This is a genomic window from Citrobacter sp. RHBSTW-00524 (genome assembly GCF_013747755.1).
GTDB lineage: Bacteria > Pseudomonadota > Gammaproteobacteria > Enterobacterales > Enterobacteriaceae > Citrobacter > Citrobacter braakii.
Window position 1 is genome coordinate 3,495,550 of record NZ_CP056421.1, and the last position, 26,918, is coordinate 3,522,467.

Consider the following 26,918-nt stretch of genomic DNA (forward strand, 5'->3'; position numbering starts at 1 on the left):
GTGGAATTACCTGATGGGCTGCGCTTATCAGGCCTACAAACGCGATCTACTCCCACAGGCCGGATGAGGGGGTTCCCCCGCCTCCGGCACAATCTTACGATGCCGCGATAAACAACTCGCGCAGCTGATGCAACTGGTCGCGGATCGTCGCAGCCTCTTCAAATTCAAGATTCTGCGCATGCTGCATCATCTGCCCTTCCAGCTCATGAATCTTCTGCTGCAGCGCTTTTGGCGTCATATCCAGTTCGACAATTTCAGACTTCGCGCCTGCGCGTGACTTCCCTTTGCCTTTCGCCTTAGTCTTCGCAATATTCTGACCCAGCGCCAGAATATCGACCACTTTCTTGTTCAGCCCCTGCGGCGTAATACCGTGTTCTTCGTTGTAGAGCTGCTGTTTCTCACGACGGCGTTCAGTTTCACCTATCGCCTTAGCCATTGAGGCGGTAATTTTGTCGCCGTAGAGAATAGCCTTCCCGTTGATATTACGCGCCGCACGGCCGATGGTCTGAATAAGCGAACGTTCAGAACGCAGGAACCCTTCTTTGTCTGCGTCCAGAATCGCCACCAGTGAGACCTCAGGCATGTCCAGACCCTCACGTAACAGGTTGATACCCACCAGCACGTCAAACTCGCCCAGACGCAGGTCACGAATGATTTCCATACGTTCCACGGTATCGATGTCTGAGTGCAGATAGCGCACCCGCTCACCGTGCTCTTCGAGGTATTCGGTGAGATCCTCTGCCATCCGTTTCGTGAGCGTAGTGACCAGCACACGTTCGTTAATCGCCGCACGGATGCGGATCTCAGACAGCAGATCGTCAACCTGCGTCGCCACCGGGCGTACCTCAATGATAGGATCCAGCAGACCGGTCGGTCGTACTACCTGATCGACGACGTCATCACCGGATTTCTCCAGTTCATAGTTGCCCGGCGTCGCTGAGACGTAGATGGTCTGCGGGGCCAGCGCTTCAAACTCTTCAAATTTAAGCGGACGGTTATCCAGCGCCGACGGCAGACGGAATCCGTATTCGACCAGAGTCTCTTTACGCGCCCGGTCACCACGATACATACCGCCAATTTGCGGGATAGTGACGTGGGATTCATCCACCACCAGCAGGCCGTCGGCAGGCAGGTAATCAAACAGCGTCGGCGGCGGCTCGCCGGGGCCACGCCCGGACAGATAGCGGGAGTAGTTTTCAATCCCCGAGCAGTAACCCAGCTCATTCATCATTTCCAGATCGAACTGCGTACGCTGACTTAGCCGCTGTTCTTCCAGCAGTTTGTTATTTGCCAGCAGGACCTTGCGCCGCTCTGCCAGCTCAACTTTGATTTCTTCCATCGCCTGCACGATACGTTCGCGCGGCGTCACGTAGTGCGTTTTAGGATAGATGGTGTAGCGCGAAATCGTGGATTCAACCTGCCCGGTAAGCGGGTCAAACAGCGATAAACGTTCGACCTCTTCATCAAACAGTTCCACGCGCAGCGCGATATCGTCGGATTCAGCCGGGAAAATGTCGATCACTTCACCACGCACGCGGAAGGTTCCGCGCTGAAATGCCTGATCGTTGCGGGTATATTGCAGTTCCGCCAGGCGACGCAGGATCGCACGCTGGTCGATAATCATCCCCACCGTCAGATGCAGCATCATTTTCAGATACAGATCCGGATCGCCCAAACCATAGATAGCGGAAACTGACGCGACGACAACGACATCCCGACGTTCCAGCAGCGCTTTGGTCGCTGACAGACGCATTTGCTCAATATGTTCGTTAACCGAGGCATCCTTCTCGATGAAGGTGTCAGAACTTGGTACGTAGGCTTCCGGTTGATAATAGTCGTAGTAGGAGACGAAATACTCCACCGCGTTATCCGGGAAGAACTCTTTCATCTCACCGTACAGCTGCGCGGCCAGCGTCTTATTGGGAGCCAGCACCATGGTAGGCCGCTGCAAGTCCGCAATTACGTTAGCGATGGTGAATGTCTTCCCCGAGCCCGTCACCCCCAGCAGCGTCTGATGCGCCAGACCATCCTCCAGCCCTTCTTCCAGACGGCGAATAGCCTCAGGCTGATCGCCAGAGGGTTTAAAAGCGGAATTTAGTTTGAACGGTTTACTCATGAGCAGCTACCTGAAGCAATGGGCGGGCAGGTGTGTAATTTTACTCGCAGTCGTATATTTTGCCAGTAAAATATACTGGATGAAAAAACAGTAACGCACCAGAATATTTCTGATACGCCATCAGAATGACCGTGACCGCAGGCTAAAATTTGGCCTCAGACAAGATAAAACACCAGCAAAAACGTGTTATCCCCAAAGCAATGACTTTTTTAACATTTGTCAAGCTGCCCGATGAAAGTTTTGTGGCAACGCATGACACTTCTGCGACAGCCATTGATTTTATCTAACATTCTGTAATTTAATGACTATTATCCCGAGCCGTCTTTCGCATCAATTTAGTCGCAGGCCGCGTCTTCTCTCGCTTACATTGTGTTTTCTAACTCTAATACACAAGGTTATCCACAGGAATAGTGGATAACTGCCTCCAGCCCGTATGGACTGTAGCCTGGCAAAAACGTCCTCACTCCCTTTTCCGAAGGGATAAAAAAAATTTATCGCTATTTTTTGATATTTATCAGCTAACGAAGCGGCCTGGAATGGCCGGGATCTTGCTCGCATTTTCATCATTTTCTTGCCTGCACCATTACGACACCGACAGGCACTGGCAATGTGCACAAAACAACGCCAGCACTCAGGCCAGCCAGACATCACCGCCTGCGCAGCATACTCTCCTGCTGTTTTTTGACCCCAATCCCTCTTCTGGCAAGAGAATTGCAATTTTCTTCCGACGACCTGTACGTGGGGCGGATAGCATCATGCTGGAGGAATCTATGTTGAGTCTTCGCGCAGTGAATCATTATTACGGTAATCAACACTCCCTATGGGATGTGGATCTCGACCTGCTGCCCGGTAAATGTACCGGTGTGCTGGGGCTTCCAGGAATGGGAAAGACTACGCTGACCAATTGCATTATCGGTAATTTACCGATCGAAAGCGGCACCATGTTCTGGCATCAGGCTGGCGCGCCGCCGCGCGACCTGAGTCCCATTCCGGCGGCAAATCGCATCGCGCTGGGCATTAACTACGTTTCACAAGAGAGACGGATTTTTTCGCAATTGACGGTAGAGGAAAATCTGCATATTGCGCGCCAGGCGGTTGAGGAAAGCGAAACGATGAACAGCAGTGATATTTACCGCCTGTTTCCACAGTTGTTCGTACTGCGTCAGGCCAAAGGGGCGGCATTATCGGAAGATGATCAGCACCAGCTTGCGCTCGCCAGCGCGCTGGTCACACGCCCGCGCCTGCTGATCCTCGATGAGCCCACGCGGGGAAGTGGCCAGGCATATATCCACAAACTGGGGAACCTGGTTGTAAGGTTAGGCCAGGAGCTCGGCATCGCCATAATGCTCGCGGAGCAGAGCCTGCCGTTTATTCGTCGGGTCGCTGACTGCTACTGCCTGTTACACCGTGGGCGCAACGTGGCTCAGGGGCAAATCACACAGCTCAGCAACCCGCTAATCACCGACTGGGGGGCGCTACAGACAAAACGCTAAGATCGATATAACGTCCTGTCGATGCCCGCTCCGGCTCTTCTGCCAGCCAGGGAATTTCCCCCAGCAGCGGAGCCGCAAGCACACGCCTGAGCGTTGCCATATATTCAGCATGACGCTTGCCAGGTGGCGTCACATCATTGGCGACCCATCCGGCAAGCGTCAGTCCGGCCTGCTGCACCGCCTGGGCGGTCAGCATAGCGTGGTTGATGCAGCCGAGCTTAACGCCAACCACCAGAATAACCGGCAACTGCTCTGTTTTCACCCAGTCAGCAAAACTCAGCGTTGGCGAAAGCGGCGTAAACCACCCGCCGGCACCTTCCACCAGCACCCAGTCAGCCTGTTGTTCCAGCGCGCGTAAACCCGCAGACATTACAGAGGCCTGAATGGGGCGACCTTCGTCCGCGCTGATGATATGCGGTGAGGTAGGTTCCGCGAAGGTATAGGGGTTGATAGCCGCATAGTCCACCGTCACAACGCTGTTGCGCTGTAATGCCAGGGCATCGCTATTACGCAGACCTTCAACCGTCATTTCACTACCCGACGCCACTGGCTTATAGCCGACGGTTCGCAATCCCCTCTGCCCCGCCGCCTGTAGCAACGCGCAGCTGGCGATAGTTTTCCCCACTTCGGTATCCGTCCCGGTGACAAAAAAAGTGTTAGTCACGTTGAATCACTCCCAAAAATAGATGATAGGTCAGCGGATATTTCCCCTGCTGGCAGGGCCAGGCTAGCTGTAGCTGGCGCAACTGTGAGCGGGTGAGGACGCGCGGCTCGCGGCCATCATGCAAATGCGTCGCGCCAATGCCCTTCAGCGAGCGCATGGCGCTCAGCGCATCGTCAAACCACAGCGTGACGGCATGAGACTGGTATTCAACGTCCCACCCATACAGGGCGTTTTCCAGTTGCTCCACGGGCAAAAAACGATTGGCGTGTTCCCGCTCATCAACCGCTCGCCACGCCTGACGAAGTTCCGGCATTGACCCCTGCGCCAGGGTACTAAACGCCACCGTCCCGCCAGGACGCACCACCCGGTAAAGCTCGCGTAACGCGCCGCGCAGGTCACTGCACCACTGTACGGCCAGATTGCTCCAGGCCAGGTCGAAAGTAGCAGCAGCCTGCGGAATGGCTTCAATATCCGCCAACAGATAGCGGTGGGCGACATCGTGACGCTGCGCTTCAGTCAGCATTTGTGCCGACAGATCCAGCGCGCAGACCTCGCTCCCCTGCTCCCGCCAGTAACGGCTCATACGCCCGGGTCCGCAGCCCGCATCTAAAACCTGAGAGAATGCCCGACCATCGAGTCGTGCCAGTAACGCATCGGCGCTCTGACGCTGGAGTTCCGCGTGTTGCTCATAGTGAGTAGCCGCGCGGCCAAACGCGGCAGCAATCGCCTGCTTATTGACCTGCGCCATGCAGCACCTCCAGTAAGCGATCGATATCCTGGACTTCATGCGCCTGGGTCAGCGTAAGCCGCAGCCTGGCCGTACCAACCGGCACCGTCGGTGGGCGAATAGCCGTCACCCAGCATCCCTGTTGACGTAATGCCTCCGCCAGTTGCAAGGCTTTATGATTGTCGCCCACGATCAGCGGCTGAATGGCGCTGTCTGACTGCGCCAGCGTTAAGTCCGGCGTATTCACCCCAGCGCGAAAACGCTGGATCAGCATCGCCAGTTTTTCTCTGCGCTCATCGCCTTCGCGGCTGCGGATCACCTCCAGCGCGGCGCGCAAGGCCTGGGCCTGCGCAGGAGGCATACTGGTGCTGTAGATCAGATGACGGGCAAACTGCAGCAGATAATCGGCCACGCTGTCTGAGCACAAGATTGCCGCGCCGCTGACGCCAAACCCTTTGCCAAACGTCACCACTAACAGCTCGGGTTTCACCTGCTGTCGGGAGCACGAACCGCGCCCTTCCTCACCGCTCACGCCAATCCCGTGCGCATCATCCACCAGCAACCACGCGCCCTGCCGCTCTGCTACCGCGTGAATTTCCGCCAGCGGTGCGCTATCGCCATCCATGCTGAACACCCCTTCAGTGACCACGAGTTGTTGCCCCGGACAGGGGGGGGTCAGCAGACGTTCCAGATGTTGGGGATCGTTATGGGTAAAGCGACGTAGCACGGCAGGGCTATGGCTGGCAGCCTCCAGCAGTGAGGCATGGCTGAGTCGGTCAGCAACAATCCGGTCCTCTTTGCCCACCAGCGCGGCAATAACCGCCTGATTAGCGGCAAAACCGGAGATAAACAACAGCGCCCGGGAATAGCCGAGCCATTGCGCCAGCTCATCTTCCAGCGCCTGATGAGCAACGGAATAACCGCTGACATGACCCGAGCCGCCGCTACCGACGCCAAAACGCTCAGCGCCTTGCTGCCACGCGCAGATAATATGTGGATGGTGGCTTAAGCCAAGGTAGTCGTTGCTGGAAAAGTTCAGGTACTGGCGACCGTCGGCCTGCAGCCAGCGACCGGCGCCCTGCGTCACCGCATAGCGCCGACGCAACGCATCAGCACGACGACGCGCCGTTAACGCATCGTCTATTTTTTGCTGCCAGGTCATACGGTTGCCGCGTTGTAGTATTCGTCGGTATCTGGGGTACGCAGCGCCTGCTCCAGGCGTTGCTGCTGTTCGTTATCACCCGCCAGCACCGCCGTTTGCTGCGGATTGAGACCCAGCTTGCGAAACAGCAGCAAATCCTTATCTTCGTTCGGATTCGGCGTGGTCAGCAGTTTGCAGCCGTAGAAAATCGAGTTAGCTCCGGCCATAAAGCACATCGCCTGGGTTTGTTCGTTCATCTGCTCGCGTCCGGCTGAAAGACGGACATATGAAGTCGGCATCATGATCCGCGCCACGGCGATAGTACGAATAAAATCAAAGGCATCCACATCGTCGTTATCGGCAAGCGGCGTGCCTTTCACTTTCACCAGCATGTTGATCGGCACGCTTTCTGGCGGCGTTGGCAGATTCGCTAATTGCAGCAACAGACCCGCACGGTCGGTCACCGTTTCCCCCAATCCCACAATCCCGCCGGAGCAAACTTTAATGCCCGCCTCACGCACTTTATCCAGCGTATCCAGGCGCTCCTGGTACGACCGGGTTGTGATGATATTGCCGTAGAATTCCGGCGAGGTGTCGAGGTTATGGTTGTAGTAGTCCAGACCCGCATTGGCCAGCCGCTGGGCCTGATTTTCGTTCAGCGTACCCAGCGTCATACACGCTTCCAGCCCCAGTTCTTTTACGCCCTGAACCATCTGTTCCAGGTAAGGCATGTCGCGTTCGTGTGGATTCTTCCACGCCGCGCCCATGCAAAACCGCGTTGAACCGGCCTGTTTCGCTTTACGCGCAGAGTCCAGTACCTGTTCAACCTCCATCAAACGTTCCGTTTCCAGACCGGTTTTATAGCGGGAGCTTTGCGGGCAGTATTTGCAGTCTTCCGGGCAGGCACCGGTCTTAATCGACAGCAGCGTACTGACCTGAACCTGCCGCGGATCAAAGTGCTGACGGTGAACTTGCTGCGCTTCAAACAGCAGATCCAACAGCGGTTTTTCAAATAATTCGGTGACTTGCGACATTGTCCAGCGAGAAGAATGAGCCATATTGGTATACGTTTCGTTATGAGTTTGGTGTAGACTCGTAAACCTAAATCTTTTTAATTTGGTTTACAAGTCGATTATGACAACGGACGATCTTGCGTTTGACCAACGCCATATCTGGCACCCTTACACCTCCATGACCTCCCCGTTACCGGTTTATCCGGTGGCGCGTGCCGAAGGTTGCGAACTGATTTTAGCCAGCGGTGAGAAGCTGATAGACGGCATGTCGTCCTGGTGGGCGGCGATCCACGGTTACAATCACCCACAGCTGAACGCCGCGATGAAAACGCAGATTGATGCCATGTCACATGTGATGTTTGGCGGCATTACCCATGCCCCGGCCATTGCGCTGTGCCGCCAGTTGGTGGCGATGACGCCAGAGGCGCTGGAGTGCGTTTTTCTCGCGGATTCAGGTTCGGTCGCCGTAGAAGTAGCGATGAAAATGGCGCTGCAATACTGGCAGGCCAAAGGCGAATCCCGTCAGCGTTTCCTGACATTTCGAAACGGTTATCACGGCGATACCTTCGGTGCGATGTCGGTCTGCGATCCCGACAACTCGATGCACAGTCTGTGGAAGGGTTATCTGCCGGAGAACCTGTTTGCGCCCGCCCCGCAAAGCCGCATGGACGGCGAGTGGGACGAACTGGATATGGTGCCTTTTGCCCGCCTGATGGCCGCGCATCGCCACGAGATTGCGGCGGTGATCCTTGAGCCGATTGTGCAGGGCGCTGGCGGCATGCGCATGTATCATCCCGAATGGTTAAAACGCATCCGTAAGATGTGCGACCGTGAAGGTATCCTGCTGATTGCCGATGAAATCGCCACCGGATTTGGTCGTACAGGCAAGCTTTTTGCCTGTGAACACGCCAACATAACTCCGGACATTTTGTGCCTCGGCAAAGCGTTAACCGGCGGAACGATGACCCTTTCCGCCACCCTGACCACGCGTCAGGTCGCGGAAACCATCAGCAACGGTGAAGCCGGATGCTTCATGCACGGTCCAACCTTTATGGGTAATCCGCTGGCCTGCGCCGTCGCCTCCGCCAGCCTGTCGTTACTCGAAACCGGCGAGTGGCGCTCACAGGTAGCGGCTATTGAAGCGCAACTGCGGACAGAACTCGCCCCGGCGGCAGACTCCAGTTGGGTAGCCGACGTGCGCGTACTCGGCGCCATCGGCGTGATCGAAACCACGCATCCGGTGAATATGGCGGCGTTACAGAAGTTCTTTGTTGAACAGGGCGTGTGGGTACGACCGTTTGGCAAACTGATCTATCTGATGCCGCCGTACATTATTCAGCCCGATCAGTTGCGTCGTCTGACCCAGGCCGTAAACGAGGCTGTGCGCAGTGCAACATTTTTTAGCGATTAATCAGCGGTAAGCTCTACGGTTTCTGGCTACACTTTTTGGCTAACGAGAGGAGTCAGCATGAAACTAATCAGTAACGATCTGCGCGATGGCGAAAAGCTTGCGCATCGCCACGTCTTTAACGGCATGGGGTATGACGGGGATAATATTTCCCCGCATCTGGCGTGGGATGACGTGCCAGCAGGGACCAAAAGCTTTGTCGTGACCTGCTACGATCCTGATGCGCCAACCGGCTCCGGCTGGTGGCACTGGGTGGTGGTAAATCTGCCAGCAGATACCCGCGTACTCACGCAAGGCTTCGGCTCCGGGCTGGTTGCGCTGCCGGATGGGGTGATTCAGACCCGTACGGATTTTGGTAAAGCAGGTTATGGCGGTGCTGCGCCGCCGAAGGGTGAAACCCATCGCTATATCTTTACGGTTCACGCGCTGGATGTGGAGCGTATTGATGTCGATGAGGACGCCAGCGGCGCGATGGTTGGCTTTAACGTTCACTTCCACTCGCTCGCCAGCGCCTCGATTACGGCGATGTTCAGTTAAGCTGTGTTGTGCCGGATGTCGGCTTCGCCGCATCCGGCCTACTAAACAAGGCTTCTCTACAGAAATTCAGGCAACAATTTCAACAACGTCCCCCGGGCTAACAGTTCGGTTGCGCACTCAATATCCGGAGCAAAAAAGCGATCCTGCGTATAGTGGGCAACCTGCTCGCGCAGAGCCTGGCGCGCCTGCTCCAGCAGCGGGCTTGAGGTTAACCCTTCACGCAGGTCAATCCCCTGACACGCCGCCAGCCACTCCACGGCAATCACGCCGCGCGTATTCGCCGCCATCTCCCACAACCTGCGGCCCGCTGCCGGTGCCATAGACACATGATCTTCCTGGTTGGCGGAGGTCGGCAAGCTGTCCACGCTGTGCGGATGCGCCAGCGCTTTGTTCTCGCTCGCCAGCGCGGCCGCGGTTACCTGAGCAATCATAAAGCCGGAGTTCACCCCGCCGTTTTTCACCAGGAACGGCGGCAACTGCGACATATGTTTGTCCATCATCAGCGCAATGCGTCGCTCTGATAACGCCCCGATTTCCGCAATCGCCAGCGCCAGATTATCTGCCGCCATCGCCACCGGTTCAGCATGGAAGTTGCCGCCGGAAATGACATCGCCCTCTTCGGCAAACACCAGCGGGTTGTCGGAAACCGCGTTGGCTTCTACCAGCAAGACCTCCATTACCTGACGCATTTGCGTCAGGCACGCCCCCATCACCTGCGGCTGACAGCGCAAAGAATACGGATCCTGCACTTTTTCACAGTTATGATGCGACTGAGAAAGCGCGCTGGTGTCGGTCAACACGTGGCGGTACAGCGTTGCGGCATCAATCTGCCCACGCTGTCCTCGTGCGGCATGAATACGGGCATCAAACGGACGACGAGAGCCCAATACCGCTTCGGTGGTCAGCGCCCCACACACCGTCGCAGACGCGAACAGCTCCTGGGCTTCAATTAACCCGCGCAGCGCAAAGGCTGTGGAAGCCTGGGTACCGTTGAGCAGCGCCAGCCCTTCTTTCGCCTCCAGCGTAATCGGCTCCAGTCCGGCCTTTTTCAGCGCTTCGGTCGCCGGAAGCCATTCCCCCTGCCAGCGCGCTTTACCTTCGCCCAGCAGCGTCAGAGACATATGCGCCAGCGGTGCCAGGTCGCCCGATGCGCCCACTGACCCTTTCGCCGGGATCAGCGGATACACATCGGCATTCACCAGCGCAATCAGCGCTTCAATCACGCTGAGACGAATACCCGAAAAACCCCGCGCCAGGCTGTTGATTTTCAGCACCATAATCAGGCGAACCATCGCGTCATCTAGCGCCTCACCAACGCCTGCCGCATGGGAAAGCACCAGCGAACGCTGTAAATTCTGCAAATCTTCCGTAGCGATACGGGTCTGAGCCAGCAGGCCAAAGCCGGTATTAATGCCATACGCCGTACGGCCTTCAGCGACAATATTATTGACGCAGGCGACGCTTGCGTTGATCGCATCAATCGCCCCGGCATCCAGGCTCAGTTTGACCGGATGCTGCCAGATGTCGCGTAGTTGCGCAAAGCTCAGATGACCCGGCGTTAATGTCATGGTGTTCATATCAGCGTTTCTCCTGCGTCGCCGCGACCATCGGCAAATTCAGCCCTTCTTCGACGGCGCATTCCACCGCAATGTCATACCCGGCGTCGGCGTGGCGCATCACCCCGGTAGCCGGATCGTTATGTAATACCCGGGCGATACGCGCTGCGGCTTCATCAGTGCCATCGCAAACAATCACCATCCCGGCATGCTGGGAGAAGCCCATTCCTACCCCGCCACCGTGATGCAGTGACACCCAGGTTGCACCGCTGGCGGTGTTAAGCAGCGCGTTCAGCAGCGGCCAGTCGGATACTGCATCAGAACCGTCGCGCATGGCTTCGGTTTCGCGGTTCGGGCTGGCGACGGAGCCGGAATCCAGATGGTCACGGCCAATAACAATCGGCGCAGACACTTCGCCGCTGCGCACCATTTCATTAAACGCCAGCCCCAGTTTTTGACGCCATTCCAGACCGACCCAGCAGATACGCGCCGGTAACCCCTGGAAGTTAATCCGCTCACGCGCCATATCCAGCCAGTGGTGCAGATGCTTATCGTCAGCCACGATCTCTTTCACTTTGGCATCCGTTTTATAAATATCCTGCGGATCGCCGGAAAGCGCCACCCAACGGAACGGGCCAATGCCGCGGCAGAACAGAGGGCGAATATAAGCAGGGACGAAACCGGGGAAATCAAAGGCGTTTTCCACGCCCATCTCTTTGGCCATCTGGCGAATGTTGTTGCCGTAATCAAACGTCGGCACGCCCATTTTGCTGAACGCCAGCATTGCCTCAACGTGTGTTGCCATTGAGCGTTTCGCCGCCTGTACCGTGCCCTGCGGATCGGACACCGCTTTCGCCTGATACGCTTCCCAGCTCCAGCCGGACGGCAGATAACCATGCAGCGGATCGTGGGCGCTGGTCTGGTCAGTGACCATATCCGGGCGCACACCGCGCTTCACCAGTTCCGGCACAACGTCGGCGGCGTTAGCGCATAGCGCAATGGAGACCGCTTTACCCTCGCGGGTGTACTTTTCGATACGCGCCAGCGCGTCGTCAAGCGATGTCGCCTGCTCGTCCACGTAGCGGGTACGCAGACGGAAATCGATCCGGCTTTGCTGACACTCAATATTCAGCGAGCAAGCACCTGCCAGCGTTGCGGCTAACGGTTGCGCCCCACCCATGCCGCCCAGCCCGGCGGTCAGCACCCAGCGTCCGCTCAGGTTACCTTGATAATGCTGACGCCCGGCCTCAACGAAGGTTTCATAAGTCCCCTGCACGATGCCCTGGCTACCGATGTAGATCCAGCTCCCGGCGGTCATCTGGCCATACATCGCCAGCCCTTTGGCGTCCAGCTCGTTGAAGTGTTCCCAGGTAGCCCAATGTGGCACCAGGTTGGAGTTGGCAATCAGTACGCGCGGCGCATTGTCATGGGTTTTGAAAACGCCAACCGGTTTACCGGACTGGACCAGCAGGGTCTCATCGGTCTCCAGTTTGGTCAGCGCGTTGACGATGGCGTCATAACATTCCCAGTCCCGCGCGGCGCGACCAATCCCGCCGTATACCACCAGCTCATGCGGATTTTCCGCCACATCGGGATCCAGGTTGTTCATTAACATGCGCAGCGGCGCTTCGGTCAGCCAGCTTTTGGCCGTTAACGTGGTGCCGCGTGGGGCACGAATATCCTGCTGACGGTACTTGCTATGAGACATGGTAGAGCACTCCTCGCGAACGATCGGACAGATAAGTAACATATACTTGTCTATACAAGTTGTCGCAAGTGTGCTTTTAACAAAAAAGATACAATTTTATTATACTGCGGCAGCAATCACGCTTTTCAGGACATAAACCGCCCTTGCAGGCGATAGCGGGAACCCGGGAAGAGCAAACGGGCATGAGAGACAATGGATGACGCAGACCAGGTTTTACGGCGGATCAGCAAGCAGGGATCGTGTTCTTTGATATTCAGCAGCGCGCACTCTTCGGCACTGGCGCGGACCGCTTCAACAATATGCTCGCCTTCCGTTAAAGGGGCTATCAGCGACAGATACGCGTGCGGCGTAGTCTGGCTGTAATCCTGCGCCAGATACGCCGGCACAATTTCGGCATTCACGCAGCGATCTTCAATCTGCACCGGCAGTTCGTTCTCGTAGTGCACCATGACAGAGTGAAAAATGGAGGTGCCTTCTTTGACGTTTAACACCAAAGCCTGCTGCGCGCTTGCCTGGGTTCGTTCCAGCGTGATCACCTCGCAGCGGTGCTGATGCTGACGGGCGTTGATTTCATCCGCGATGCTGCGAATTTCAAACAGCGCAGACTGGCCCTTCGGCTCGGCGACAAACGTCCCTACGCCCTGCAAACGAACCAGTAACCCTTCATCCGTTAACTCACGCAGCGCCCGGTTGATGGTCATGCGGCTGAAACCATACTGCGCCACCAGCTCCGCCTCAGAGGGAATGCGATCGTGAGGTTGCCAGATACCGCTGGCAATCTTTTCGCTGATCTCCTGTTTGACCTTTTCGTAAAAAGGTGCCGGAGCAGAACGGGATGGGAGCATGCGTAAGCCTTCCTTAAGCTGAGAATGTGAGTGGGTACAGTTTACAGACATTACCCGAACCTGATAAGCGCAACGCCATCAGGTATATCAGTGCCACCAGTGCGCGATTTGCCAACCTAATCGCGCCGCAACGCGCGCCGCTCTGCCATCATCGTCAAAGCGTGGATTAAATTCAACCATATCCACCGCCTGCAGTTTACCGCTACGACACAGGGGTTCAATCAGATTCAGCAGCGTCGCCAACGGTACGCCCAGCGCAGCGGGTGCCGACACGCCGGGCATTTCCCACACCGGCAGCACGTCGAGATCGATAGTCAGATAGATAACATCCAGGTTGGCGACAAACTGCGCTAACTGCGCCTGCGCCGTTGCACAGAACAGATCCTCCACCACGGTCACACCGAGCCGTTGCGCCTCATCCCATAGCGCCTGGGTGTTTGCCGCCCGACTGACGCCGATACAGGCATAGTGAAATTCACGCTGCTGTTCATCGCAAAGCTGCGCCAGTTGGCGAAACGGTGTACCGGAAGTAGCCTGATCGGCATGGCGCAAATCGAGGTGCGCATCGAAGTTGACGATCCCCACTTTCGCCTGCGGGAACGCATCCAACACGCCTGCGCCGTGCGCAAATGCGGTTTCGTGTCCTCCCCCCAGAACAAAGGTACGTATATTCTCCTGCTGACAGCGCTGCACCGCATTGCGTAGCGCCTGCTGCGCGCCCTCAAGGTCGGGGGCCTGGGCCACAATATTTCCCAGATCTACCAGCCGATGATGCCCATCGTGGCTGGCTAAATTCGCCAGCGCCTTGCGCAGCACATCGGGCGCTCCGGCGGCTCCCGTCCGGCCCTGATTACGTTTCACGCCTTCGTCGCAGGCAAACCCGAGCAGCGCTATCTGCTCGCGATACATTTCTGGGCTAAATGTCGGGCTCAGCGTGATAGTCTGAAACAGGCGCAGCGCATTCGGCGATTCGGCGCGATCATCACGTCCCTGCCACAGCGCAGGTGAAACAGGTTGCCAGTGAGTCATACTATTTGTCCTTTGAATACGCGTTGGTAGAGCGGGTTGCGCCCCGGTTCATACAGGATCTCGACCGGGAGAGTGGCATCCCACACCACAAAATCGGCCACAAACCCGGCCTTCAATTGACCATGAGTGGTATGACGTCCCAGCGCCCGGGCCGCATGACGGGTGACGCCCGCCCATGCTTCTTCCGGCGTTAAGCCAAACTGAACGCAGGCCATATTCATCGCCCAGTGCAGGCTGATAAACGGGCTGGTACCTGGGTTAAAATCTGTCGCCACCGCCATCGGTACCTGATACTGACGCAGCAATGCCACCGGCGGACTCTGTTGCTCTTTAAGGAAATAGAATGCGCCGGGCAGCAGTACGCCGACCGTACCGCTTTGGCTCATCGCCGCTACGCCCGCTTCATCGAGATATTCAATATGATCGGCGGATAACCCGTGGTAGCGGCTTACCAGCTGTGCGCCACCCAGCAATGACAGCTGTTCAACATGGCCTTTAATCGGGATGCCCAACGCCTGCGCGGCCTGAAACACCCGCTCGCTCTGTGCCAACGAAAAACCCACGCTTTCACAAAACAGATCGACGGTCTCAAACAGCCCTTGTTCCCACAGCTGCGGCAAAATGGTCTCGCACACCAGCGTAATATAGCCGTCAGGATCATCCCGGTATTCTGCTGGAGTCGCATGGGCAGCCAACAGCGTGGGGCTTATTTCAATGATATTCTCCGCCGCCAGCGCCGCTGCCACGCGCAATATTTTCTCTTCTGTCTGCAAATCCAGGCCGTAACCGGATTTTATTTCCAGCAACGTAACGCCTTCTTTGATCAGCTGTTCCATACGCTGATGCGCTAGATGTAAGAGTTGTTCATCACTGGCGCTGCGGGTTGCTGATACGGTGGCATTGATACCCCCGCCCTGGGCGCTTATCTGCTGGTAGGAGACACCGTTTAGCCGCTGCTCCCATTCACCTGCACGGTTTCCACCAAAGACCAGATGCGTATGACAGTCAATCAGGCCAGGTGTAATTAGCCTGCCCTGCATATCAAAGGTATTGTCATGTGTGAGATAGAGCGATGACTCCGGGACGATATCGCGAATCTTCCCCTGGCGGACGATCAGCGCATGACCCTCTACCAGCCCATACGGGGTGTTACGTTCGGGATCCATGGTCGCCAGACGAACATTGCGCCAGATAACATCATCAGGGAAGAATTGCTGCATTCGACTCACCACTTGTCATAGGTTGTATAGACATTTATTTTTGATTATACGGATGTTGTCAACCTGAAGGACCGTAATTGTTATGTATTTGTGATATAAGGACTCTCCGCGCCAGGCATTACGGCGATAAAAACAACTTTTTACCTTTTAACCTTCCCGTTTCGCTCAACTTAGTATAAAAAAGCAGGCTTCAATGGATAACTTTCAAAGCCCGGAGCAACCTGTGAACATATCATCAGTTTCCCGTCTGGCGCTGGCAATGGCTTTTGGCGTGACGCTGACCGCCTGTAGCTCTACGCCGCCCGATCAAATTCCTTCCGATCAGACCGCGCCAGGTACCTCTTCGCGCCCGATCTTGTCGGCCAATGAAGCGAAAAACTTCGTTGCTGCGCACTATTTTTCCGCGCTGACGCCAAACACCGCGCCGTGGAGCCCTTCTGCTATTTCTCTGCCTGCACAGCCTGACTTCGTGGTTGGCCCGGCTGGGACTCAGGGCGTCACCCATACCAGCATTCAGGCTGCGGTTGATGCGGCAATCATCAAACGTACTAACAAACGTCAGTACATCGCGATTATGCCGGGCGAGTATCAGGGCACGGTATATATCCCGGCAGCAACGGGAAGTCTGACGCTGTACGGTATGGGCGAAAAACCGCTGGATGTGAAAATTGGCCAGGCTATTGATGGTGACATGAGCACCGCAGACTGGCGTCGTACGGTGAACCCGGGCGGTAAATACATGCCGGGTAAACCGGCGTGGTATATGTTTGATAATTGCCAGAACAAGCGCGGCACAAATATTGGCGTGATGTGTTCTGCTGTCGTCTGGTCGCAAAATAACGGTCTGCAATTGCAGAACCTGACCATCGAAAACAATCTGGGTGACAGCGTTGATGCGGGTAATCACCCGGCCGTTGCGCTACGTACCGATGGCGATAAAGTGCAGATCAATAAGGTCAACATCCTCGGTCGCCAGAATACGTTTTTCGTGACTAACAGCGGCGTACAAAACCGTCTGGAAAACGATCGTCAACCGCGTACTTTGGTAACCAACAGCTACATTGAAGGCGATGTGGATATTGTTTCCGGTCGCGGCGCCGTGGTGTTCGATAACACCGATTTCCGCGTTGTGAACTCCCGTACGCAGCAGGAAGCCTATGTGTTTGCACCAGCGACGCTGTCAAACATCTACTACGGCTTCCTCGCCACAAATAGCCGCTTCACGGCGAGTGGTGATGGCGTGGCACAGTTGGGCCGCTCGCTGGATGTTGATTCGAACACAAACGGTCAGGTCGTTATCCGCGACAGCGTGATCAACGAAGGCTTTAACATGGCAAAACCATGGGCTGACAGTGTTATCTCGAAGCGTCCTTTTGCCGGTAATACCGGTGCACAAGATGACAAAGGTGAAATCCAGCGCAACCTGAACGACACCAACTTCAACCGCATGTGGGAATACAACAACCGCGGTATCGGTAGCAAAGTGGTTGCCGAACCGAAGCAGTAATCACAGCCATCAAACCGCTGGCGGGAACACTCCCGCCAGCCCCCTTCACCGCTTTCAACGTCTTTTCTTCACACAGGTAATATTTTCACCAACGCAGGTTTAAATTGATCGCGTGAATCAATCTATTTATAGCCATAATAATTCGAGTTGTATGAAGGCAAGCCCAGGCGCTTACCTAAGTAAGTTACAGTAACGTTTAACTGGACAAATATTGCTTTGCCGCTAAACTCACTTTTTAGCCTAAAATAGATAAAAGATAATCCATATTAATCTTAATATATTAACCCCATCAATATATTTTACTCTCTGGAAAAGGGAAATTACCGTAACGTTATCTAAAAACAACTCAAAAAAAACCTTATGATACTTGTTATATATAAAATACATATGAAAAAATCATTCACGAAAAAAACTCATCTGACCAGCCACCCTTTTTCCTAATTATCCCGTCACAACCTTTAGCTTCTGGTGATTTACGAAAAATGCCGCATATAATGTTTTGGCACAATGTGTGCAGGGTTAATTTTTTAATTTTTCAGTAACCAGTAATATCTAAGGATTGATAGACATGAAAAGCATGATTCATTCATGGAAAAAAAAGGCGGCTCAGTATCGTGAGCTGAAAAAGCAGAAAGGCGTAACGCTACTTGAAATTATTATCGTTCTGGGCATTATCGGTATTATTGCTGCGGGCGTGGTAATTTTGGCACAGCGTGCGTTTGCTGCACAGGACATGACCGATGTTGTTGATAATACCAACACAGTTCGCGTATCGATGACTGAGGTATATCGTGATGCGAACGGTTATCCAGGGTCTACTGATCTGACTGGTATCACTAAAGCTATGTTGGATGCAGATAAACTGAAAGCTGACCCAACGTATAAGGGGCCAGTTATGACCATGCTGAAAATGGGTAAACTGACCACGGGTGAGGCTTTTAACGGTTTCTCCAATGAACCATTTGAAATTGGGCCTGCAAGCATTGGTGCTAATGCTACTGATACTAAAGCAAAAGGCTTCTATATTTCCGTGAATGGTTTAAGTCAGGAAGAGTGTCGTAATCTCCTTTCTCAGACAGCTAGCAACTGGGATTATGTCGCAACTGCGGTCGTTGCTGCTGGAAGTCAGAGTACCTATGCTGTAGCACCTCCTACTCAAGCTGGTGTTGCTGTAGAAGCGAAGTTGTTGATGGGTGTAGGGCCTGCTGCACCGATCATTAAAACACTGGCTGGTGATATCATCTCTCCGGACATGATTACGGGTTCTACTGTCTGTACAGACGCTGGTTCTGCTAACGCAGTCATCCTCGGTAGCCGTTAATTTATAGCGTTATTTTCTAATAAATTGCACCCATGTATACGGGGGCATTGTTTATACCACGGACGGAAAAATGTCGTACAAATACCTCAAAAAAAACGTTCGCCCGCAGGCAGGTGTCACCCTTCTTGAAATGATTCTTGTGCTTGCCATTATCGGCATGTGTCTGATGACTTATGCAAATTATAAACGAAAAGAAGCACAGCAAAGTCACCAGCTTATTGTCGCTGATATGATCGTCCGTGATATTTCTGGCGTAATGCGCTTTATTGCGCAAAATAAATTGAATGTTCTGGGGGGCGGTGAAGAAGCCAACCCACTATTCGGGACGAAAAATACTAACGTCGCCACCGCGAATTATGATAATCGCGTCACCAATAAAACATTACAGGCTCAACCCTATCCCAATACGGATACAGACAAGTTTTATTCCGGCTGGTCTGTTGGTGTATCAACGCAAACCCAGGTATCGCCCACCCGGGGTTCTCGCTATCTGTTTCTGGGTAGTGAATGTAAAAATAAAGGGAAACTGCCCTTCGCCCTTGCGGAGTCCATGCTGCCGTGTGAACTGCGCCCTGGCGCCGAATCGCTGGATCTGATGCTGGAACGCGTGGACTTCGTCAACAACATTCGGCAAGCCGGCACCAGCGGGCCAGGTATTGAACGTGTCGATTTCTACCTCACCTACCAGACAGAGGCCGAGAACGAAGGTCTCCATTTTGCCGGATTTATTAAGCCGCTGGAAAAAGCGCTGAAAAGCGTCGATCTCGGCTATCTGCAGGCTGTGGTGTTTGAAATCGAGGGTAACGGTAATTTTAGCCTGGTAACAACGGCCGCAGGCCAACCGCTGCAGATGGGGGACGTTCCCAATCATATGGACAGGCTCAATACGAATAAACGTTACGGCATTCGCTTAAGCTTAGACAAAAGCAGTGAAGATATTGCAGCCGATGGTTCCATTCCAACTGCCAAACTGTGCTGGAACGATGCAAAAGACGAAGCCGGACCGTGCATTACGGCGATTGATGAAGACCGCCTGCTGATTACCAGCAGCGATGCGGAAGGCAAAGATAAAAACGAACCGGCGATGTGCTGGAGCAGAGAGCAAAACAAGAGCACGCTGTGCCTGGCGGCAATGAACAGCAACGGCGTCAATCCTGGCACGGATAACCCGGACGATCGCATTCTGCATCTGCGTACCAGCGCGGATAAAACAGACGGTAGCGAGGCAGAACCTGCTTCGCCGAGTTCACTCAAAGGCACCACCGGCACGCTGTACGCCAATATCGTGATGGAAAATACCTCGCGCAAGCATCCGGAAAAATGGCATGTGGCTTACGATCAAGCAGAGGCAAACGCGCTTAAGGATAGTCAGCAGAATAATGATAATACCGCACGTGTATTTTCTGATGCCTTCAGTGGTCAGTATGAGCTGGTGACGCCCACCACCACTTTTTATCAGTCATTTAAAAACGATTATCCGCGGGGTGAAGGTCCGACAGGGGCTGATGATATTTATAAAGAGGCAAATAAGAGTACAAATTACGCAGGTCTCTTAAGTGAGCCGGGCGTAATTCGTTTACCGTTGCAAACGTGTCCTAAAGTAACCGGTATAGGTAAAGACCGTAAAACCTTGCTGCGAAGCCTCTATCCCCGTCTGTCGGTCGCCATATCCTCAGTCTCGGCAGATGAGGACGAAGAAGCTAAAAAACGCGGTGGTTATACTGACTACACCCAGCAGGGGGCAACGCGTTTGAATACCGTTAAAACCCGCAACATAGTGGGGGCGGTAGCGGGTGTTGCGATCCAGGCCAATATAGTGGTTAACAAAGATACAGCAGCCCCTGCCCACGATCCGGTGAAAAGGGACAAAAACGGAACCTTTGAGGACTGGATCGCGGAAGACTGGTTCAAAGGTGCAGGCACCAAGGACGACCCCGCCCCCTTCTGGTTAATCAGTGCCACCTCGGCAATGATTAATCCCGATGGTGATGGTATCAATAAAATGAATCCGCAGTCTCTCTCAGTGGTGATTAACCAGTGGTGCAGCACGATCCCGCAAGGGGGAATGATTTCATCCGAAGGTTACGCCTGGAGTGAGGCGGTACCGAATAAGTATGTGCTCCATTCTCTTGTTGCGGAAGATAACGATCTTAAGTTTTATAAAGAAAACGGTAATGAACTTGATATTCCGGACCATGAAAGAATCACCTATTAATCATTGGAAGAGTAAGATGAAAAAAACATGGATAATTGGGGCTGCCGTGTCCGCATTATTAGGCAGCCAGGGAAGTTTTGCCGCCAGCGCACCAGCTGGGCAAAAAATTGACGCAGGTATGTTAACCACCACGCCAGTGAAAGAAAGTACAACCACGCCGCGAAATCCCTTTTCCGGGGATGATACGGTGAAAAGCGTCGCGCCAGTCAGTGCACCAGTGGTGGAAATAAAAATTGATTTACTGGAAGAGGAGTTATTAAGCCAGCAGCTCACAAAATGGGCACAGCAAAATGGCTATAAGCTGCTCTGGAACAGCTCAACTGATTTTGTTATTTACAAAGCAATTCATTTGCAGGGTAAATCAATACAAGATGTGCTGGTTAAACTTGGACAAGTATTTACGTCAGAAAACTACGGGCTGGTGATTAAAGACTACCAGGCGAATAACGTACTGATCATTGATGAGCAGTAATTAAGCAAGGGAATAATGCTATGAAAATTAAAGTTTCGCTTCTGGCGTTGACGCTGGCTCTTCAGGGTTGTACGTCTATTGATACCAAGTACGATAAAAGTATTGTCCCGCAGGAAACCGGAAACCCGACCACTGCGGATGAGATGAAAACGACCGGTTATATGAAATATAACGAGCCTTATCTGGGCAAAAAGGTTGAATATAACTCCCGTAAACAGGCGCTGCTGCGTAAGCAGGTGAGTATTCAGTCTTATGAGCCTACCGATCTGGCGACAATTCTTGAGGCGGTGACCGCGCAAACCGGTATTAGCTACCGTATTAATACTTCCATTCCCGGTGGAAAATCGGATGCGGGGGAACCGGAGTTCCGTAGCGTTAAGTTCAACGGAACGTTTGAGGAATTTACCCGCTATATTTCCGCGCTATATGACGTGAACCCAGTGCTGGATAACAACGGCGTGCTGGTCGTCTCTTATTTCCAGAACTATGTGCTGAAGCTCGATTTTTACGGCGAAGAGAACAAATTTGAAACCAGTCTCGATCTGTCCGGTAATGAAGCCACTTCCAGCGGCGGTCTGAAAGGCAAAGCCGAGACCAAATTTTCATCCAGCTTCTGGGACGACGTTGAGGATATGGCGGAAAAATTTGTCTCCAGCGGCGTTTACAGCATTTTTAAAGACGCCTCGATTCTGACGATCACCGCGCGTCCTTCAGAGTATCACGCGCTGAATGAGTCGCTGAAGAAATTCCAGGCGGATAATACCCGTCAGTTTGTCGTGACTTACAAAATATTTACCCTTGATAAGCGCAAAACGAAAGAGCTGGGCGGTGGGGTCAATATGACCTTCAACGACGGGACCTCCTCTTTTGGTATCGACAGCTCAGAAATGCTGATGAAGCTCTCCGGCGGCTTAACCGCAGGCTGGACCAATCAGCATATGAATATCAGCTCTCAGTTGGATGCCCTGTACGAACTCACCGGCAGTAAGGTGATCCAGAGCGGTTCGTTTATTACCCGCAATAACATCCCTATTCCACTCAACATGACCACGTCGCAATATTATGTCTCCAGCCGCACCAGGGAACAAGATTCCAACACAGGAGACGTCAGTACGGAGGTGGAAACCACGGAACTGGTCACCGGCACCAGCTTTATTCTTACCCCGCGTATCTTAACCGACGGGCGAATTGAAGTGGCCAGCGGCTTTACCAAGCGCTATCTCAACTCAATCGATACCTTTGATGAAGTTCAGTTGCCGTCGGTAAGCACGACGGAAATGTTTAACATTTCCACAATTACGCCAGGTAGCCTGCTGCTGGTCAGCAAATACGAAGCGAAAGAGGATTCTGACGGTCAGGGATGGTCGGTGCTGGCAGGCTCGGTTACCAACAACGATCATGTCGAAACGGTGGTTATGGTAGTCGGTATTGATAATTACCGTGCTCCAACGCAGACCCGATGAGGGCATCATGCTTAAGCACTTATCAGAAAATCGGGTATTAATTGATCTGGTCTGGAGCTACGAGCCTGCCTCTCACGAGCCTTATTATCTTGACTGGCTATCACATTTGCGGCGAACCCATCGCCAGTTAACGGGCCAGTCTGATGAAGGGGAAATGGTTACGGGTTTCTGTACCAAACACTCCACCTTATATGAGCCTTTCGCCCTGTGGATGAAAGCCCTGTACGGTGACGGTATTTATTATTTTGAGCAGGCGGAAAGCTGCTATTTCCTGATTATCTCGCACGGTGTTCCCGTTTCGGGCAGCGATCGTCTGGTCTCCAGACGCTTCTGGATGAAGCTGAAAGAGCAACTGAAAGAATCGCCACAGTATGCGGAGCTACCGTTAATTCAGTTAACGGAACAGCACATTGAGGCGGTGATTGAAGGCTGTACTGGACATCAGCGGCGGCAGAAAAAGCGGCGACAGATGATGATCGGCGCTCTGATAGCAGGCGGCATCGTATTTTTACTGGTGTTTATGACACTACTGAAATTATTTATAAAAGGATGAGAACGTGGCGGTCTCTGAAAATATCTATTTCTGGAAACGTCGTAATATTATAGGGGGCGGTTCTACCGGGCGAGGAGGTAATATTATCGTCTGGGTCGTTACGCTACTGATTTTATTAGCTGGCGGCGGCGGGGCGGGCTATTACTATTTTATCTGGAAACCGGAGCAGGAACGATTGGCCAGAGTCCAGGCTGAACAGGCTGCCCGCCAGCAAAAAATCAAAGCTATCGAAGATTTTTATCGCAACTCGCTCACAGGCGGCAGCATTTCTGATGCCAGCCTGCTGCTGGAACAGCTCTTGCTGGCGAATAAAAAACTGTCGCAGGTGGGCTTTGCACCAAAAAGTATTGAATGTACCAGTACGAGCTGTTCACTCAGCTATGCGCTGAATCCAGAGCGGATATTTAGCGTGGCCGATATTAATCTCTGGGGTAAAACCTGGTCGCCCAGTTTTTCAAAAAACACGCTGGACTATACGGGCGTTGAGTCCGGGATGAATAAACATCCGTGGTTCAGCGCCTGGCAGAGCAAAAATACGGTCAATCTGCCGGTCTGTACCGATGTATTAAGTTATATCAGCTCCTGGAATTCATTAGGCGGACGAAATACCGAACTGGTATTAACGGGGATGCCCTCCTCTGCCGTCGGGCAAAATGAAAGCGCGCTGAAAAGCGCGGTAACGTCATTCGGCATGCTGTTCGCTGGCTGGACGATCACTTCACCGACCCAAATGGATATCTCGGGCGTGTCGCTGGTGTTGAATAAGCAACCCTTTGCCGACGCGTTTATTATCAAATCAATCGTATTCACTGAAAACTCAACGCTTGTTACCGGAGGACTGGCATGCAAAAAGGGAAATTAATTATTGCGGGAATAGTGTTGACGCTTTCACCTGCTCTTTACGCCGCAGATACGGCAGAAATCATCCCCGCGCAGGAGGTTGTGCAAGCGGAAGGCACGCCTCCATTAAGCGACGTATCGCCGATGCAGGATCACGTTGTTGAGATGATAGAAAAAGATTTCAACTTCGAGAGCCAGTACCGCGAGCTGGCGAATCAGCTTGCGCTGGAAAAAGTCCGCAGCGAGCTGCGTAAGCTGCGCGGTGAGAAAAAGGAAGGTAGCGCAGCGGTTATGCCGGTGAGCACCGCCAGCACAATGGATGATATTAGCGCTTCCCCAGGAGCAACTTCAGAATCTGCGCCTGGGCTGCGGCCGCTGCTGATTTCCGAAATCGCGGGTCAAAAACGCGTGGCGATTGCCGGCGCCGACGGCGGCGTGAAGATGGTGCCGCTGAATCAGCGTTTTAGTTACGGCGGTTATGACTATATTGCGCGTCATAACAAGGCAAATGACGTGACGGTCGAGGTTGTGGGTAAGTGATCGATTATATCCAGTTTAACGAGGAGAACATTCATTCTCAGGAGTGGCAATTCCAGGAGTATGACGGCGATATTCTGGTTGCTGAGCATGCGGATGAAGCCTGGTTACTGGTATCCACGCCTTTGATTGATAATCTGGCACCAATGCAGGCGGTGTGCCACCGCCTGCAGGTTTCCCATACTATTCAGGTTAAGGGAATAGCGCAGGTTACTGAGAAAAATTATTACCTGATCGTAGAACAGCTGCTGTCGGCAGGAAATAAGCTGCTTGAGCAGGAAAGCAGTAACACACAGCTTGCGCTGGAAGAGATGCTAAAAAAGGCCGTGGCGTTGAAGGCCAGCGACCTGCATATCACCCGTAATGATATGGTGGCGAATATTGAGCTGCGCATTAACGGTGTGCTTTGTCCGTTTATACAGATGAAGGCGTCACGCTGCGATGAGTTGGTGTTCGTGCTCTATAACGTTGAGGCAAGCACCCGCGACACCACCTGGAACCGCAATATTGCGCAAAACGCCAATATCCTCTATTCGCTGGCGGGGAAAAGCTACCGCTTCCGCTATGCGCACTATCCGATATTTGGCGAGACCAGCGATTGCTATCACGCGGTATTGCGAATTATTCCCTCGGGTCTGGACAGAGCCAGCGTCGCGAGCCTGGATAAGCTTGGCGTTTCCGATGAGGAAATTAGCGACCTCAAAAGGATCCTGAGTAACCCCTACGGCGCTTATATTATTGCCGGAACAACCGGTTCGGGAAAATCCACCACCCTGAAAAATCTGATGGAGTGGATGCAGATCAACCGCTATGACAATCGCGGCTGTTTTCTGACCGTAGAAGATCCGGTCGAATATCAGATCTATGGCGCGACGCAAAGTTCGGTATTAAGCGGCGAATCCGGAGGATTCCATTCGGCGATCAAATCCTCGCTGCGTCGCGACCCGGACGTACTGATGGTAGGGGAAATTCGCGACAATATCTCTTCTAACGCGCTGGCCGGGGCGGTGGAAAGTGGTCACTACTGTTTTACCACCGTGCACGCAGGCAACATCGTTTCGTTATTGCAACGCTTATCCGCGCTCGGGATTACCAGCGATAAGCTTTCAACGCCGGGCTTTATTGCGGGCTTACAGTGCCAGAAGCTAATACCTGTACTGTGCCCGCAGTGTAAAACGTCGTTACGGACCACCACCATTAAGGGACGCGAGTTCCAGCTTTATGAAAAAAACGCTGAAGGCTGTCCGGCCTGCAAACACACCGGTATTGGTGGACGCCAGTTGGTGATGGAGTATTTGCTGCCGGTGTATGACGAGCTGGAGGCCATTGCTGAACAGAAATGGCTTAAAGTTTATACCGTCTGGCGCGCGAAGCGATTAAAACAGACCGGCCTGAGCGAAGGATTCGAAATTAAAGAAAAAACGATGGCGGCAGTACTTCAGGGACGCGTGTGCGCGACCTGGTTTCAAATGGAATTTGGGCAAGTCGTTCAGGAAGAACTGGAGGTAATAGTTGAAAAAATTTGGTAAGAAACAGCGTATTTATCTTTATCAGTTTTGCGCAGATATGATTAACGCTGAGCTTCCGCTATATGACGCGTTGCAAAAATTACGCGCGGAAGGGGAAAAACTGCTCGGCAAAGGATTTGCTAAACGTCTGGAAGAGCTGACAAGCAAAATGGCGAAAACCACCTCCATTGCGATGGTTTTCGAGGGGCTGGTACCTGAATCTGAACTGAGCGTGATTAACGCGGCGGAGCGCAGCGGCAGCCTGGCTGACGGTTTTATCACTCTGGTAAACGTGATTAATTATAACGACGAACTGCGCAAGAAAATCGTCGGTGCCATCACCTTCCCGCTCATTATGCTGGTCCTGTCGCTGGTGGTAATTGCGGGTTATGCCTATAAGGTGTTCCCGGCTTTTGAAAGCGTTGTACCCGTTGAGAAATGGCCTGGCGTCACCAGCGCGCTCTATATTTTTGGGATGGCGCTGTGTAAAGGGCTGTGGATATATATCCTCATTGGTTTTATTGCTCTGGTTACCGTGATCAAAATAGCGATGGGCAAAATGACCGGGAATATTCGTAATCAGTTTCTTGACCGAATTATGCCGTTCTCAACGTATAAGCAGTTGACCGCCTCTATTTTTCTCAACAACCTGGCGCTGATGTTAAAAAACGGCATTCCGCTCAACGATGCGCTCAGCATTATTAGCCTGAACTCCAGCCGCTGGCTGCGCTGGCACCTGGCCGGGATGCAGAAGAAAATGGCGGCGGGCGTCAGCTATGGAGAAGCGCTCAACTCGGGTTTACTGAACACGGAAACGCTGCTCAATATCAGCCTTTACGCCGCGCTACCTTCGTTTAATGAGGTGCTGCTGGCGGTATCGAATAAATCACGTGAACACATTCGGGAATATATCACTAAACTTTCCGGGTTATTAAGAGCGCTCTCCACGCTGATATTAGGCGGTTGCGTTATTTGGGTTTTTGCCGCGTTGTTTGCGCTCAGCGACAAGCTGGCGGCGATGGGCGCCAGCGGTTCTTTTTAGGAA

Annotated in this window: 23 protein-coding genes; 13 read left to right on the top strand and 10 right to left on the bottom strand. The window is 53.4% G+C overall.

Annotated elements, in window-relative coordinates; all coding sequences use genetic code 11:
- Positions 1 to 94 precede the first annotated feature (94 nt).
- Complete coding sequence (gene uvrB / locus HV229_RS16965; protein ID WP_016152344.1) at positions 95 to 2,116, bottom strand: excinuclease ABC subunit UvrB; 2,022 nt, start codon at positions 2,114 to 2,116, stop codon at positions 95 to 97.
- A 770-nt stretch (positions 2,117 to 2,886) separates the two neighbouring features.
- On the opposite strand from uvrB, the gene HV229_RS16970 reads away from it, so the two are divergent.
- Positions 2,887 to 3,609, top strand: coding sequence for an ATP-binding cassette domain-containing protein (locus tag HV229_RS16970; RefSeq protein ID WP_046274632.1), 723 nt, complete (start codon positions 2,887 to 2,889; stop codon positions 3,607 to 3,609).
- Here HV229_RS16970 and bioD read toward each other — a convergent pair.
- Genes bioD through bioB form a run of 4 tightly spaced genes read right to left on the bottom strand, consistent with a single transcriptional unit; the run spans position 3,575 to position 7,199 of the window.
- Entirely contained in the window at positions 3,575 to 4,273 is a 699-nt protein-coding gene (bioD, locus tag HV229_RS16975) for a dethiobiotin synthase (RefSeq protein ID WP_115190797.1), read from the bottom strand. The two genes, HV229_RS16970 and bioD, sit on opposite strands and share 35 nt — an antisense overlap.
- Positions 4,266 to 5,021 carry a malonyl-ACP O-methyltransferase BioC gene (bioC, locus tag HV229_RS16980; RefSeq protein WP_046274630.1) on the bottom strand — a complete coding sequence of 252 codons (756 nt, stop codon included), beginning with the start codon at positions 5,019 to 5,021 and terminating at the stop codon, positions 4,266 to 4,268. The genes bioD and bioC overlap by 8 nt, the downstream gene beginning before the upstream one ends.
- A complete protein-coding gene (gene bioF, locus HV229_RS16985) occupies positions 5,005 to 6,162 on the bottom strand; it encodes an 8-amino-7-oxononanoate synthase (RefSeq protein WP_181545973.1) in 1,158 nt (385 codons plus the stop codon). The genes bioC and bioF overlap by 17 nt, the downstream gene beginning before the upstream one ends.
- Positions 6,159 to 7,199 carry a biotin synthase BioB gene (bioB, locus tag HV229_RS16990; protein ID WP_029139462.1) on the bottom strand — a complete coding sequence of 347 codons (1,041 nt, stop codon included), beginning with the start codon at positions 7,197 to 7,199 and terminating at the stop codon, positions 6,159 to 6,161. The genes bioF and bioB overlap by 4 nt, the downstream gene beginning before the upstream one ends.
- A 76-nt stretch (positions 7,200 to 7,275) precedes the next feature.
- Between bioB and bioA the strand changes: the two genes are divergently transcribed.
- Entirely contained in the window at positions 7,276 to 8,565 is a 1,290-nt protein-coding gene (gene bioA / locus HV229_RS16995) for an adenosylmethionine--8-amino-7-oxononanoate transaminase (protein WP_131405752.1), read from the top strand.
- Between the two features lie 57 nt (positions 8,566 to 8,622).
- Positions 8,623 to 9,099: a kinase inhibitor gene (locus HV229_RS17000; protein ID WP_016156043.1), complete on the top strand. Its 477-nt coding sequence runs from the start codon at positions 8,623 to 8,625 to the stop codon at positions 9,097 to 9,099.
- Positions 9,100 to 9,155: 56 nt separating this feature from the next.
- Here the strand turns inward: HV229_RS17000 and hutH are convergent, their stop codons facing one another.
- The 5 genes from hutH to hutI all read right to left on the bottom strand — a co-directional run bounded on the left by hutH (position 9,156) and on the right by hutI (position 15,457).
- Positions 9,156 to 10,676, bottom strand: a complete 1,521-nt coding sequence (gene hutH, locus HV229_RS17005; RefSeq protein ID WP_181545975.1) for a histidine ammonia-lyase — start codon at positions 10,674 to 10,676, stop codon at positions 9,156 to 9,158.
- Position 10,677: 1 nt separating this feature from the next.
- Positions 10,678 to 12,363: a urocanate hydratase gene (gene hutU, locus HV229_RS17010; protein ID WP_049043080.1), complete on the bottom strand. Its 1,686-nt coding sequence runs from the start codon at positions 12,361 to 12,363 to the stop codon at positions 10,678 to 10,680.
- 125 nt (positions 12,364 to 12,488) lie between these two features.
- Positions 12,489 to 13,208, bottom strand: a complete 720-nt coding sequence (locus HV229_RS17015) for a histidine utilization repressor (protein ID WP_016152334.1) — start codon at positions 13,206 to 13,208, stop codon at positions 12,489 to 12,491.
- A gap of 87 nt (positions 13,209 to 13,295) precedes the next feature.
- On the bottom strand, positions 13,296 to 14,237 hold the full coding sequence (gene hutG / locus HV229_RS17020) for a formimidoylglutamase (RefSeq protein WP_047359451.1): 942 nt from the start codon (positions 14,235 to 14,237) through the stop codon (positions 13,296 to 13,298).
- Positions 14,234 to 15,457, bottom strand: a complete 1,224-nt coding sequence (gene hutI / locus HV229_RS17025) for an imidazolonepropionase (RefSeq protein ID WP_181545977.1) — start codon at positions 15,455 to 15,457, stop codon at positions 14,234 to 14,236. Before hutI ends, hutG begins: the two co-directional genes overlap by 4 nt.
- A 223-nt stretch (positions 15,458 to 15,680) precedes the next feature.
- Here hutI and HV229_RS17030 point away from each other — a divergent pair, with 223 nt between their 5' ends.
- The 10 genes from HV229_RS17030 (at position 15,681) to HV229_RS17075 (ending at position 26,915) form a co-directional block, all read left to right on the top strand.
- Positions 15,681 to 16,964 (top strand): putative acyl-CoA thioester hydrolase, encoded by a 1,284-nt coding sequence (locus tag HV229_RS17030; protein ID WP_029139460.1) that lies wholly within the window; start codon positions 15,681 to 15,683, stop codon positions 16,962 to 16,964.
- 568 nt (positions 16,965 to 17,532) lie between these two features.
- A complete protein-coding gene (locus HV229_RS17035) occupies positions 17,533 to 18,285 on the top strand; it encodes a prepilin-type N-terminal cleavage/methylation domain-containing protein (RefSeq protein ID WP_131405748.1) in 753 nt (250 codons plus the stop codon).
- A gap of 70 nt (positions 18,286 to 18,355) precedes the next feature.
- Complete coding sequence (locus HV229_RS17040) at positions 18,356 to 20,500, top strand: prepilin-type N-terminal cleavage/methylation domain-containing protein (RefSeq protein WP_181545979.1); 2,145 nt, start codon at positions 18,356 to 18,358, stop codon at positions 20,498 to 20,500.
- Entirely contained in the window at positions 20,481 to 20,972 is a 492-nt protein-coding gene (locus HV229_RS17045; RefSeq protein WP_249417764.1) for a TcpQ domain-containing protein, read from the top strand. Before HV229_RS17040 ends, HV229_RS17045 begins: the two co-directional genes overlap by 20 nt.
- Before the next feature lie 20 nt (positions 20,973 to 20,992).
- On the top strand, positions 20,993 to 22,435 hold the full coding sequence (locus HV229_RS17050; RefSeq protein WP_181545981.1) for a type II and III secretion system protein: 1,443 nt from the start codon (positions 20,993 to 20,995) through the stop codon (positions 22,433 to 22,435).
- 7 nt (positions 22,436 to 22,442) lie between these two features.
- Positions 22,443 to 22,988, top strand: coding sequence for a hypothetical protein (locus HV229_RS17055; protein WP_131405745.1), 546 nt, complete (start codon positions 22,443 to 22,445; stop codon positions 22,986 to 22,988).
- A 4-nt stretch (positions 22,989 to 22,992) separates the two neighbouring features.
- A complete protein-coding gene (locus tag HV229_RS17060) occupies positions 22,993 to 23,850 on the top strand; it encodes a hypothetical protein (protein WP_181545983.1) in 858 nt (285 codons plus the stop codon).
- Positions 23,832 to 24,368, top strand: a complete 537-nt coding sequence (locus HV229_RS17065) for a hypothetical protein (protein ID WP_181545985.1) — start codon at positions 23,832 to 23,834, stop codon at positions 24,366 to 24,368. The genes HV229_RS17060 and HV229_RS17065 overlap by 19 nt, the downstream gene beginning before the upstream one ends.
- A 143-nt stretch (positions 24,369 to 24,511) precedes the next feature.
- Positions 24,512 to 25,894, top strand: a complete 1,383-nt coding sequence (locus HV229_RS17070) for an ATPase, T2SS/T4P/T4SS family (protein WP_181547726.1) — start codon at positions 24,512 to 24,514, stop codon at positions 25,892 to 25,894.
- A complete protein-coding gene (locus tag HV229_RS17075; protein WP_131405743.1) occupies positions 25,878 to 26,915 on the top strand; it encodes a type II secretion system F family protein in 1,038 nt (345 codons plus the stop codon). The genes HV229_RS17070 and HV229_RS17075 overlap by 17 nt, the downstream gene beginning before the upstream one ends.
- Positions 26,916 to 26,918: the final 3 nt, after the last annotated feature.